The sequence below is a fragment of the Stenomitos frigidus ULC18 genome, assembly GCF_003003795.1.
GTDB lineage: Bacteria > Cyanobacteriota > Cyanobacteriia > Leptolyngbyales > Leptolyngbyaceae > Stenomitos > Stenomitos frigidus_A.
Genome location: NZ_PVWK01000014.1, coordinates 167,684 through 180,022 on the forward strand (window position 1 = coordinate 167,684; position 12,339 = coordinate 180,022).

At 46.9% G+C, this 12,339-nt stretch carries 7 protein-coding genes; 5 read left to right on the plus strand and 2 right to left on the minus strand.

Going from position 1 to position 12,339, the window contains the following annotated elements; genetic code table 11:
• Nucleotides 1–128: 128 nt before the first annotated feature.
• Genes C7B82_RS02755 through C7B82_RS02775 form a run of 5 tightly spaced genes read left to right on the plus strand, consistent with a single transcriptional unit; the run spans nucleotide 129 to nucleotide 8,345 of the window.
• Nucleotides 129–974, plus strand: a complete 846-nt coding sequence (locus C7B82_RS02755; RefSeq protein ID WP_106254773.1) for a TnsA endonuclease N-terminal domain-containing protein — start codon at nucleotides 129–131, stop codon at nucleotides 972–974.
• Nucleotides 971–3,256 (plus strand): Mu transposase C-terminal domain-containing protein, encoded by a 2,286-nt coding sequence (locus tag C7B82_RS02760; protein WP_106254774.1) that lies wholly within the window; start codon nucleotides 971–973, stop codon nucleotides 3,254–3,256. The genes C7B82_RS02755 and C7B82_RS02760 overlap by 4 nt, the downstream gene beginning before the upstream one ends.
• Nucleotides 3,249–4,790, plus strand: coding sequence for an ATP-binding protein (locus C7B82_RS02765; protein ID WP_219903928.1), 1,542 nt, complete (start codon nucleotides 3,249–3,251; stop codon nucleotides 4,788–4,790). Before C7B82_RS02760 ends, C7B82_RS02765 begins: the two co-directional genes overlap by 8 nt.
• Nucleotides 4,790–6,757, plus strand: coding sequence for a TnsD family Tn7-like transposition protein (locus C7B82_RS02770; RefSeq protein WP_106254776.1), 1,968 nt, complete (start codon nucleotides 4,790–4,792; stop codon nucleotides 6,755–6,757). Before C7B82_RS02765 ends, C7B82_RS02770 begins: the two co-directional genes overlap by 1 nt.
• Nucleotides 6,720–8,345 (plus strand): hypothetical protein, encoded by a 1,626-nt coding sequence (locus tag C7B82_RS02775; RefSeq protein ID WP_106254777.1) that lies wholly within the window; start codon nucleotides 6,720–6,722, stop codon nucleotides 8,343–8,345. Before C7B82_RS02770 ends, C7B82_RS02775 begins: the two co-directional genes overlap by 38 nt.
• A 279-nt stretch (nucleotides 8,346–8,624) precedes the next feature.
• Here the strand turns inward: C7B82_RS02775 and C7B82_RS02780 are convergent, their stop codons facing one another.
• Entirely contained in the window at nucleotides 8,625–10,241 is a 1,617-nt protein-coding gene (locus C7B82_RS02780; RefSeq protein ID WP_245939699.1) for an eCIS core domain-containing protein, read from the minus strand.
• A 99-nt stretch (nucleotides 10,242–10,340) separates the two neighbouring features.
• Nucleotides 10,341–12,191: an eCIS core domain-containing protein gene (locus C7B82_RS02785; protein ID WP_181357320.1), complete on the minus strand. Its 1,851-nt coding sequence runs from the start codon at nucleotides 12,189–12,191 to the stop codon at nucleotides 10,341–10,343.
• Nucleotides 12,192–12,339: the final 148 nt, after the last annotated feature.

Here is a 12,339-nt window from a genome sequence, read left to right on the forward strand (position 1 = left end):
CTGATGGTGGAGGTTAATGGGACGAAGTGAATATTGGCTGAAATTTGATGTCTGTACGTTTGAGGGGTTTGAGCGTTAACCAATATGATCTCGCCGGACCGACATTTCACTAGATCACAGATTGGCAAATGGCTAAACGTCAACGTGCTACTAGCACAACAACTATTGAGAGGCGATTGAAGGAAGGGCGTGGTAGTGGCAAGGGAGCAAAATATAACCCTTGGTTGCATATTCAAGATGTGCCTTCTCAAGGGCTTTGCAGTCGCATTAAGGGGTGGAAGACGGATAGGGTTCATCACCTGTTGAGTGAGATGGAAACCAATTACTTCTATGTACTGGAGTGGTCACCTAAGGTGCTGGATATTCGTGAGCAATTCCCTCTTCTACCATTGGAAGAAACATTAGCGATCGCTGATCAATGCGGGTTTGCTCACCCTTCAGATCCAAAGACTAAAGAGCCAATTGTAATGACTACTGACTTTCGAGTCACAGTTAAGCAGGGAACTAAAACTGTTGAGCAAGCAAGAACCGTTAAGTACGTAAAAGACTTGCAATCGCAGCGTATTTTGGAAAAGCTGGAAATTGAGCGATGTTACTGGCAAAAACGGGGGATTGATTGGGGGATTGTAACTGAACGAGATGTTCCAAACACTGTAGCTGCAAATGTTAAGTGGTTGCATCCTTGCCTACACCTCACAGACATCACATCTTTGACACCAAGCGATATCCTACGGATCTTTGCAGTCATGACTCCTATGGTATCCCAGACTGAGGCTACTTTAGCTGATATTACCGCTACTTGTGATGACCGACTTGGATTAGCTCCCGGCTTAAGTCTATCGGTAGCTCGACATTTACTCGCTAATCGTTGTTGGCGAGTAGATATGCATCAAACTATCCATCCCAATCAGAGGTTAAGACTCTTAGCTGTCATGCCAATCGAAACTGCTCAAGCGAGTGGAGAACTGGCATGAAGCTATTTGTCAACATGCTAATCGAGTGGCAAGGGAGTACAGAACCATATATTGAGCGTGTACTCTGGATTGATTCTTCAGGAACAGACGTTGCTACGATTGATATTATTAATCCCAATGCTTTGCCAGTTTTTCGTAAGTCTTCAGAGATCGAAGCAGCAATCGCTTCAGGGGATAGTCAAGTTTTAGAAGTCGATCCTTATGCTGTATTTCTACGTGCAGAGAACGATATTCAAGAAAAACATCGCCAAAAGCGAGATGCAGCCTGGGAAGTCATCGCACCTCTAGTTGAAGATCCTACAGGGCAAATCTTTTATTCACACGGGCGAGGTGCATTGCTGAATGCACACGAAGAAAAGACGGGATGGACAAAGAAGACCATTTACAAGTTCTTGAGACGTTACTGGCAGGGTGGACAGACAAAGAACGCTTTGCTGCCCTTATATGACAAGTGTGGTGGCAAGGGTAAAGAACGACAAAGTAGCACTGGACGAAAGCGGGGTCGTCCCAGCAGGCTGACTAAGGTGACAAGTCTACCTACAGGGATTAATGTGGATGCCGCGGTCCGTGAGAAGTTTAGCCGTGGTATTCGCCTATTTTATGAAACGGCTGAACAAAGAACATTGCAGGACGCTTATCAGAAAACATTAGAGAAGTTTTTCCATAAGGGTTACGATAAGCTCCCTGACGGAACGCTTGTCCCGTTTCTTCCACCTGCGGAGGAATTACCCAGTTTTGGACAATTTCGTTACTGGTATGAGAAGGAACGGAATGTTACTCAAGCTTTGTCTACGCGTGAAGGCAAGCGTCGCTATAACCTACGCCATCGTGAGGTGTTAGGAGATTCTACCCAAATGGCGTTTGGACCTGGGTCTGTCTATCAGATAGATGCCACCATCGGTGACATCTATCTAGTCAGCTCCCTGGACCGCACTCGAATCATTGGTAGACCTGTAATCTATGTAGTGATTGATGTATTCACTCGCCTGATTGTAGGCATGAGCGTTCTACTGGAGGGACCGAGTTGGGTAGGTGCAATGCAGGCAGTGGAAAATGCCGCGAGCGATAAAGTGTCGTTTTGCCGAGAATATGGAGTCGAGATCACTGAGGAGGATTGGCCCTGTTACCATTTGCCAGAGATGATTCTGGCAGACCGGGGAGAGTTTGAAGGGTATAACGCTGACAATCTTGTTAATGCCCTCAATATTCGTATCTCGAATACACCACCTTACCGAGCCGATTGGAAGGCGATCGTTGAGCGTAACTTCCGATTAAGCAATGACAAATTCATCCACTGGGCACCGGGAGCCGTTTATAAACCACGTCAGCGAGGAGATGCAGACTATCGGCTCGATGCAGTCCTAGATCTTCATCAATTCCGCAAACTGATGATTCTTTCCATCCTCGATCACAACAAGGATCATCGAATGGATTGGTATCGAATGGATGAATTTATGATTCGGGAACATATTGATCCTTATCCAATCGATCTTTGGAACTGGGGAATTCGTAACCGAGTAGGACACCTTCGTACCGTTACCCCTGAAATTCTTCGATTGAACCTGCTACCAGGTGAAAAGGCTACTGTGACTTATCGAGGAATTCGTTGTTTTCAAGGGTTACTTTATTCTTGTGATTTAGCATTAAGAGAACAATGGTTTGTACGGGCACGAGAAAGAGGCTCTTGGAAAATTAATATTGCCTATGATCCACGAAGGCTGGACGAGATTTATCTTCGCCTTGACGGTGGTCGGAGTTTAGAATGTTGCCAGCTTATAGATGCTGACAAAACATTCCGGGGAAAGGACTGGTATGAAGCTGCTGACTACTTGGAGGTTCGTCAGCAGGAGAAGGAACGGGCTAAGAGTCGCAAGCAACAATCTAAAGCTGCTTTGAATGCCCAGATGGAGCAAATTATTTCTGAGGCAACAGAACAAACATCTAGAGATTTAGAGTCTGCGGGTCAACAAAGCAAGCGATCGCGCATTCAGGGAATCCGTCAGAACCGTAAAGAAGCGAGTGAGGTAGATCGTGAGGACCAGGCATGGAGGTTGGGGAAACCAGAACCAACTGGTGAATCTGCAAAAGTAGTTCCACTCATTATGCCCACAAACGAGAATCAGGAAACAGATTCAGAAGAGGAGTTAGATGAACCTGTAGGGGTTCCGGAGAGCGAAATAGCAGATGACGAAACCGCCACTGATTCTACCCATGTTGCTCGATCTCAATTAATTGACAAGCTGCGTAAGCTAAAAAATAAGAAGGGGGTTGATGATGAATAGTAATCCACATATTCCATCTCTTCTAGTCAGTAGAGGGCGGGTTGAGCAGGCAAATTACCATGATTCTGAGATCCCGAACTACCAGGGAAACCCCTTAATTGAAACCTTACCACCGATTTTGAATCAAGATGGCACTGCGGCTCGCCTTGCACACTTTCCAGAGTATGACGAAGGGCATCGTAGTATGCCTGCTCATTTACGCCTTCATCTGATTCAAAATGCACTTCAGTTCTTTGTTCCTTTACCAGTTCACTTTGATTTAGAGCAACGCTTCTCCCGGATGATTCGGATCGGATATCAGGCACGTAACCCAGCATTACAAGGATTTTGGAGCGATGTTAATGCAAGAGTGCAAGCATTAGGGACTACGCAGAGTTCACCACGCTCAACGGCGACAGGGTTCACCATTGTTGGAATTAGTGGTGTCGGTAAAACCACTTCGATCGAGGCAATTCTATCTCTGTATCCGCAGGTCATTATCCATAACCGCTATCACGAGCGAGACTTTAGCTTTACACAAATTGTTTGGTTGAAGCTTGATTGCCCATTTGACGGCTCAATTAAGGGGTTGTGCCTCAACTTTTTTCAGGCAGTTGATGATCTGCTTGGAACTCGTTACTACGATAACTATGCCAGTGGGCGCAAGACCGTTGATGAGTTATTGCCTCGGATGGCAAAAGTTGCCTCTTTACACTCAATCGGTGTGCTGGTCATTGATGAGATTCAGCATTTAAGCCAAGCAAAGAGTGGCGGTTCCAGTAAAATGCTCAACTTCTTTGTCCAATTGATCAATACGATCGGATTACCTGTGGTGTTAGTCGGCACCTATAAAGCCATGTCTGTTCTTTGTGGGGAGTTTCGGCAAACTCGTAGAGGCACGGGTCAGGGGGATTTAGTGTGGGATCGGATGAAGAAGGACGAAACGTGGGACTGGTTTTTGGAGTGTTTATGGGAATATCAGTATGTCAACAAGCCTTCTCCTCTCAACTCAATGCTGAGTGCTGCTTTGTATGACGTAACGCAAGGAATTACAGACTTTGCGATTAAAGTTTATATGCTGGCTCAAATTCGAGCAATTGTAGATAAGGACGAGATTGTTACTGAGCGAAATATTCGGCTAGCGGCTGAAGAGGGTTTACGGATGGCAAATCCTATTTTGACCGCCCTCAGAAATAACGATATTCGGATTCTCTCTACTGTCGAAGATGTGCATCCTGTGGATCTCACGTCATTTTTAGAAGAGGCACAAGGCAAGCTGAATAAAGCTGAACAACTTCGGGCATTAGCCAGGATGCGCGCAGCTGCTAATGGTGGGCAAATACTTCAATCTGATTCAACTGCTGTGATCGAATCAGAAGTTCCATCTGCTACAACCCCAAAAGCCTCTAGAAAACGAAAGAAGGCTGCTCCTCTAGAGGGCAGCTTACCGGAGATTGCTGCAAGAGGCGAGAAGCAACAGCTAACAGCCTATGATGCGCTCTATCAAGCAGGATTGATCCGTTCTGCCAATGAGTATTTGGAGGAAGTATCCTGATGATAGGCTGCTTTCCCGATCCCTACCCAGACGAACTACTCTATAGCGTCTGTGCCCGGTTTCACGATCGCGTCCAATATCCCAACAAAAAGAATACGATGCGGGAGTTATTTGGGGATGAGGCTGCGATCGCCACTGTCGGGTTACCCAGTAATTTACAAACACTTGTTTCGATGTTGCCTCCTGGTAGCCCGTACACCGTTGAACGTTTGATTAATAATCACACCCTGTATCCCTTTTATGCTCCTTTTCTTGACTGCGAGCAAGCGCGACAGCTTTGGGCAGATATGGAAGGGGCAAGAGGACCATCGATCTACATGCGTTCTGGGATCATGGCAAGTACCATACAACCGATGGAATGGTTGAGGTTTTGTCCTGTATGTGCACAGGAGGATAAAGAACTACTCGGTGAATATTACTGGCATCGGATTCATCAGTTACCAGGCATTGAGGTCTGCCCAGAACACAACGTCAGGGTTTTAGACAGTAAAATTCGGATTCAAAATCCTCAAACTCGGCATGAATTTGTTTCAGCAGATCGAGGAACTCAGCTTCCCAGGTCGCGCTCATATAAACTTTTTAACTCACATCAAGCTGTTCTACTGAGAATTGCTCAGGATGCTGCCTGGTTACTAAAACATCAGCCTCTAATTCCTGGTTTAGACATCTTAGCGAAACGATACCGTGAACTTTTAGCAGAACGAGACCTTGCAACCTATAGCGGTAGAGTGCGAGTCAGTGAACTACTGAACCAGTTTTGCGAATGTTACTCTCCTGAACTCCTTAAATACCTTCAGTGCCAGATCGATGTTGAAAGCCAACACAATTGGTTGTTTCGGTTAGTTCGATCGCCTAAAGGATCGCAGCATCCATTACGGCATCTTCTCCTGATGCAGTTTTTGGGTCATACAGCCGAATCATTCTTCAAGCTACCTCAACAATTCAAGCCTTTTGGTAAGGGTCCGTGGCTCTGCCTGAATAAAGCGGCTGATCACTTTCGGAAACCTGTAATCACTGAATGCGAACTGGCTTACAGCAAAGAACATGGCAAACCGATCGGAACGTTCTCTTGCTCCTGTGGCTTTGTCTACAGCCGGACTGGACCTGATGAATCTGAAGAGGACACACTGAGAATTACCAAAATTCGAGCTTTTGGCTCAGTCTGGGAAGATGCCCTCAAGACACTCTGGTATGACTCATCTGTTAGCCTGCGTGAGATCGCTCGTCAGCTTGGGGTGGATGCAGCAACCATTAAGCTTCATGCGGCTGCACTGGAACTTGAGTTTCCGCGACCGGGAAAGCGACAAACTACTCGAATGAGCCGAACTCTAGCACGTCCTCTAGAAGTGGAGCCAGGGGTTTCAGAAGCCTCGTTACATCGTTATCGACGGGAATGGTTAACGGCAAGGCAAGTATACCCTGAAGCAGGACGAACTGCCTTGAAGAAACAATTTCAAAGAGTTTATACCTGGTTGTATCGCAACGACCGGGAATGGTTGGAGGCTCATCTCCCACCTCGAATGGCAAAATCTCCCCCACCTGTACGAGTTGATTGGGAGCATCGAGACATTGAACTGGCGGATGCAGCAAGGCAGGCTGCTATCCAGTTACAGACTAGACCTGGCAAGCCAACCCAAATTACGATCGCGGCAGTTGGACGGCAGTTGGGTCAACTGGCTTTAATTCAACGCCATCTAGATAAGCTTCCAGTTACTGCACAGGTTCTTTCCGAGTTGGTCGAAACCCGTGAAGCTTTTGCGTTACGCCGAATTCAATGGGTTGTGGAATGCTATAGAGAGGAAGGGATTTGCCCGCAGAGGTGGCAGCTAGTACGCAGAGCGGGCTTGCGCCCAGAAATAGAAGGATTGCCTGTAGTACAAAAAGCTCTTGACGAAGCGGTAGAATCATTAAAAATTATGCCGCTACAGTATGACCGAGATCGTTCGCCTCAGCGATTGGCTTTTTGATCCAGGTGAGAAGGTGACGTTATGGTGGTTGCGATCGCCCTTGCGCGAAGGGATGCATCGACAGTGGCGAACAACGGCAGTTTTTAGGCGAACCTCTGGAGAGTTTAGGGAAGTTGACTTTCCTTGGGGGTTGCTCCCCTGGTTACGCTTGGGGCAAGTGTTTGAGGATGGTCAACCTGTTTGGGATACCAAAAGAGGCGATATTTTTCGGATACAGGTTCCTGATTCTTCTTCTATGCGATTGTCCAGAGCCGCAAATCTATCTGTCCTACAAGAACGCCTACCTTCAGAAGCCGCGAATTTGTCTGAGTACTGCATTACGATCGGAGCGCAACAAAGTTATGCGATATTGCCCGTTTTGGAATGTATTCGTGCCTTTTTAACTCCTAACAAATCACTGGCGTTTGGTTTACTGGAACCGAACTACTTTGAGCGGATTCTCATCCGGAATGAAGTCATCGGTGACAAACTGCATCTGGATTTCTCAAAAGATATTCCTCAAAGGGTTCTGAATCGATCGCTGGTTTTCTTTATGGCACGCTTGTTGCATGACCAGTCTTTTCGCAATGCCTGGAATAGTGTTTATCACGATCGCTTACGCCGAGCGGAGCAAGCCAGCTGGAATACCGCTATACCGCTCAGAACCCTTCTTCCCCAGCTAGGGGCAACCTGGTTAGTGCGAGGAGTGTTGCTAGAGAGGGTTCTGTTCGTCTACGAAATTCTTGAGGTCGAACCTTCTCGCTCCTTGCCCTTCAAAGAGCTTGAATTTACCCATCCGGGAATCAGGAAACGAGAGTTTGTCAAAAGTAATGCTGCTAAACGTCAGCGCCAACAAAAGAAGGTAGTAGAGTACCAAATTAACCCTGATGCCGAACCCCCCGCAGTCTCCAAGCCTTCTCTCAAGTTGCCCCAATTAGGGCTGTGTTTGATGGAAAAGAGGCGACCCAAGATTATTAAAACGGGTCAGACTTCTGTTGTGACCTTGAAACCTTCTTCAGTCTCAACAGAGCCTTCAGAATCAGAGGCGCAATTCAAGAATAGGGCAGTCAGTCTATCAGACGTCGGTAAAGGAGGGCAAAATCCTGCGGCTGAGTTTGGATTCAATGTGCCTGTTGAGATTTTCGTCAATACCGATGATGGCTTAGATGAGTTTTCTGAGGCGATCCGCTGCCTGGATGAAATACATCCGGAAGTCGCTGTGCATTGGGAAGTGCATGAGCTTCAACAGGAGATTCCGTTTGCTACTGTTGGAGATCGCCCCAGGAAATATGCGTTAGTCAGGCTCAAGGTTTCTAGAAAAGCTCCTTGCTGGATTTTGGAATTTGGTAGACCCGATAGTTTTCCGATCTCGACTTTGCTATTCACATTTGATAGATACGATTCTGCTGAGGAACTTCAGGCGTTACTTGAGGCAATTTTAGAGACTGCGCTGCTACCGCAGGGTGGTTGGAACAGGAGTCCGTTGAAGAAAATTCCTGAACAAATAAGGGGGTTTAAGTTTGGATGGTCTAAACATACGGGTAGCTCGACTGAAGATTGGGGAGAACGGCTTTATAAAAATGCCCAGGAGGTTGCAAGGTGGAAATGAGGGTGGTGAGAACGAGCGATCGTTCCTTTTCATCAGCCGCCCTCCCCACAAGCGATCGCACTACAGCAATGGGCGATCGCACTGTAATTAGCGTATGGAGATTTTAGGCAACGACAGTTTTGGGAGCACTCGAATGGGTAGCTTTTGTGGTAGACGACAACTGGTTAACAACGATACAGTGGAGATGACCAGGTTGATGCGAGTGTAGGGTGCGAAAGATTCACTCCTAGCTCCCTTTGCCGTAATGACCTACATTACACCACCATGCGGGTTACTCAATCATCTGGTAATCTCGTGCATGACATCTCGCGCCCCTCTTGTAGTGGGAGTCACTCGAATTTCTTCAGGTGCGGGTAGTGTTGACGTTGAGCGAAAACCTCCAGGGATTTCTGGATCTCGCTTAAACTCATACCCTACCGGTAGCAGGTATCGCCCGATCGCCTTGACCTTGCCTTCGTCTGGATCTGGAAGCATGTTTACATACGGTAGGATGATTCTTTGATCCAGTGCAAAGTACACATGACCATAGGACATCATCTCACTTGGAGTTAGTCTATCAGGTCGACGTGGCTTTATCGGGCGGGCAGATCGTGGATTATATGATCTGATTGTGTTCTCATTGTCCCTGGCATAACCGACTCGATACGCATACGTTGGCATAGTTGTCATATAACTTTCACTAGCAATCACCGTCCACCAATCACCACGTTCCGTAATCGCTCCCGTAATGCTCTTATCGCGCTCACGTCCGCTTGCAACTTCAAATCGATTTAACGCGCGAACCGTTTCTCGCGGCAATGGTGCTGGGCTCTCTTCTGAAACAGTCGCTGTTGATAATAGAATACTGTCGACGCGATCATACTCAGGCAAGAAAAACCTGTTGTACCATGCATCGAGCCACCCAATTCGTCGTGTATCTTGATGTCTTACCCCTTTGTTCTTCTCCGTTTCAAGCCACTTTGTTGCCATTTGCTGAATCTTGAAAAGTTCTTTCATCGCGGTTTGTGCACACGCATGTCGAGTAGCATTATCTTGACCCTCATCCTCCAAACTCGTAATCCTTGGGTTTATATTGTATGTCTGGATTAGTGTTTTGATATTGTTATATTCCCTATTAAAGAAAAAACCGCTCTTTCCTGCAGGCAATGCTAGTTGTCGCTGCACTATTTGTATAGAGTTGCTTTGTTGTTCTGCACTACCTTTGAATTGCAGTCCCTGCTGTACCACGTGGGTCAACTCATGAGCAAGTAATGCCTGCCCTCTGTGAGTTTGTGGTTTATACGCTCCTTCTCTGAAATAAACATCCTGTTGCTTTGTAAATGCTACTGAACTCAATGCTCGGTTCAATGCATTGGACTCTGCATCAGTATGCACTCGTACCCCACTAAAATCTACTCCCATCGCCTGTCCAAATCGCTCCTGCAATTCAGGCTCAAGCGGGTTTCCTCCACCTCTCGCATTGGCGATCGCAGATTCAATTTCAGGAGAGGCGGCTCCCCCACTACTTTCACCCTTCAGTTGCAGCTTAGGTTGTAAAGCTGGCATCTGTTTCGGCAGGGCATCTTCCTGAATTTCAGCTTGGGAATCTCGTAGCTCTTCCCCAAACCCTGGTGCATTAATCTGTCGAACAATCAGAGATGCAAGCCGATCGGCTTCCTGTTCATAGCGATCATTCGCCTCCCCCACCCGCATCTTCGCCTGAATCGGCACCCCTGCCGAAGTCACCCCCAACTCGCCCGCCAACCCACCAAACTGCGGTTGCTGAGCCACATCATGCATCGCCTCAAACTCAGCACTCTCTTCCGGCAGTTTCGCCCCCTGCCTAGCCATCGCCATTCCCCCCAGCAACTTCGCAGTCACCGGTCTCTTCCCCCGGCCCTGGTGCAAAACTCCCATCGCTACAAACCTCAAAGTAATTCACGGATAGAAAAACGTCTATTACGCTCCACACTGTTGTGCTAATGCACCCTGAAAGATCGATGATCGCCCTACTATTCACCGTTCTAGCTTTTTAAGCACTCTCTCTACCAGCTTATTTTCTTTCCAGAAAAACTCTTCTCTCCATTCTGTTTCCTTCACCACATCTAGACTTCGCAAAATTGTTTCTGCCCTACTGGAATTGGCCTTGTCATCACTATCCAACCATATATTTACCAATTCGCGTGCAAGGTATTTCTCAACTTCCTTACGATACTTGAATTGGCGATCCATCAGCTTTCCCACAAGCCAGACGGCACCACTACCGACTGCTCCTATGGACATCAAGGGAACGCCAGCTACAGCCCCTGCCCCCGTGAAGGTAAGTGTTGCCCCTACTGCACTCGCTCCAGCAAATACTGACTTTGCTGCCCTACTAGAAGCCCGCTCACTCATTCGGCTTTGAGTGTACATTTGTATTGCATCTAGCCTTTCACTTCTTGATAAGTCACCAATCCTTTCCATAAAAGATCTTCCATCTTCGCCTTTAAATCGGCCCAAATAAGCATCACTCTCCTCAATATTATCTGCATCTAAAGAATCATCTTCTGTTGGCACTACTGAACGCAGCTTTCGCCCTCTTTCAGTTGCTTTATAACTTTCAACAGCCTTGCTTCCACTACTTAAAGCAGACGAAACCGGTCCTATGGCGTGTCCTACACCAGAGAAAACTGCCTCTGCTCCGGGAAAATCAAATACCCCTGCTCCTTTAGTCATCATTCCGACACCTTTACCTACATAGCCAACACCTTGACTAACTTGCTTCACTCGTTTACCTATTCCTTTTCCACCACTTTTTTGTTCTCTTTCTTTGGTTCTATAGGTGGTTTCTTCTTCTGTTTTAAAATAATTTTCTGGACTATCTTCTGCTTCTATTTTTTGCCGTACTACCTCTATTGCTCTTGAATACAAATCCATAAATTCGGTTGATAGATACTCCCAGTGACTCATGTTTGTTATCATTTCGTTAAAGGCTGCTAACACTAACCCCCTTAAGGGGAGATAAACTTCTTCTTCTTGCATCTGCACCTCAACTGCCTCGTTTAAAGTCTTTTCCCCTCCATATGTATTAATGAGTTTCGCTTGTATGACTTCTGCTTCACTTTGAATCTGACGGTTCATCTCTTTACTATCAACCATTTGACTGCTAATGATCTCTCTACCTCTTGTTTTTGATGGCGGGTTACACTGCTGCATCACATGAACTAACTCATGGGCTATTAGCTGTTGCCCACTAATGCTTCTCGGTAGATACTTTCCTATTTGAAAAAATAAATCTTTCTTAGTTGTAAATGCTAGTGAATTTAACGCACAGTTCAACTTGTCTGAACGTACATCTGCATGGATTCGCACCCCACTAAAGTCTACTCCCATCGCCTGCCCAAATCGTTCTTGCAATACAGGCTCTAGCGGTTGTCCTGCACCTCTCGCACTGGAGATTGTAAAGTCAATTGGAGAGGGCACAGTTCTCCCTGTACTTTCACCTTTAAGTTGCAATGTGGGTCTCAAAGCTTGCAACTGTTTTGATGGGACATCTTCCTGCATTTCAGATTGAGAATCTTGTAACTCTTCCCCAAACCCTGGTGCATTAATCTGACGAACAATCAGAGGTGCAAGACGATCCGCCTCCTGCTCATAGCAATCATTTGCCTCCCCCACCCTCATCTTCGCCTGAATCGGCACTCCCGCCGAAGTCACCCCCAACTCTCCCGCCAACCCACCAAACTGCGGTCGCTGAGCCACATCATGCATCGCCTCAAACTCAGCGGTATTCCCTGGCAGTTTCGCCCTTCGCACAGTTGACGCTGCTAGGCTGAAAGAACGGGATACTTTGGCTCCTTTTCCTTGAACCTGGCGCAATTCTGTCATCGCTAAAGCCCTCGCAGTACCAACAAGCCCTCGCCACATCAGCGGAGCGGTGAGCTAATCCTACCGCTAATCACTCCCGGCATAAAAAAGGTTCGCTACAAAACAAGGTCTTGATCGGGAAGTTAGCGGCGATCTACCCTCACCGCAG

Bases quoted from the DNA above. Each gene is read 5' to 3' on its own strand.
- C7B82_RS02755 (WP_106254773.1), top strand. From the start codon at position 129: ATGGCTAAACGTCAACGTGCTACTAGCACAACAACTATTGAGAGGCGA.
- C7B82_RS02760 (WP_106254774.1), top strand. From the start codon at position 971: ATGAAGCTATTTGTCAACATGCTAATCGAGTGGCAAGGGAGTACAGAA.
- C7B82_RS02765 (WP_219903928.1), top strand. From the start codon at position 3,249: ATGAATAGTAATCCACATATTCCATCTCTTCTAGTCAGTAGAGGGCGG.
- C7B82_RS02770 (WP_106254776.1), top strand. From the start codon at position 4,790: ATGATAGGCTGCTTTCCCGATCCCTACCCAGACGAACTACTCTATAGC.
- C7B82_RS02775 (WP_106254777.1), top strand. From the start codon at position 6,720: ATGACCGAGATCGTTCGCCTCAGCGATTGGCTTTTTGATCCAGGTGAG.
- C7B82_RS02780 (WP_245939699.1), bottom strand. From the start codon at position 10,241: ATGGGAGTTTTGCACCAGGGCCGGGGGAAGAGACCGGTGACTGCGAAG.
- C7B82_RS02785 (WP_181357320.1), bottom strand. From the start codon at position 12,191: ATGACAGAATTGCGCCAGGTTCAAGGAAAAGGAGCCAAAGTATCCCGT.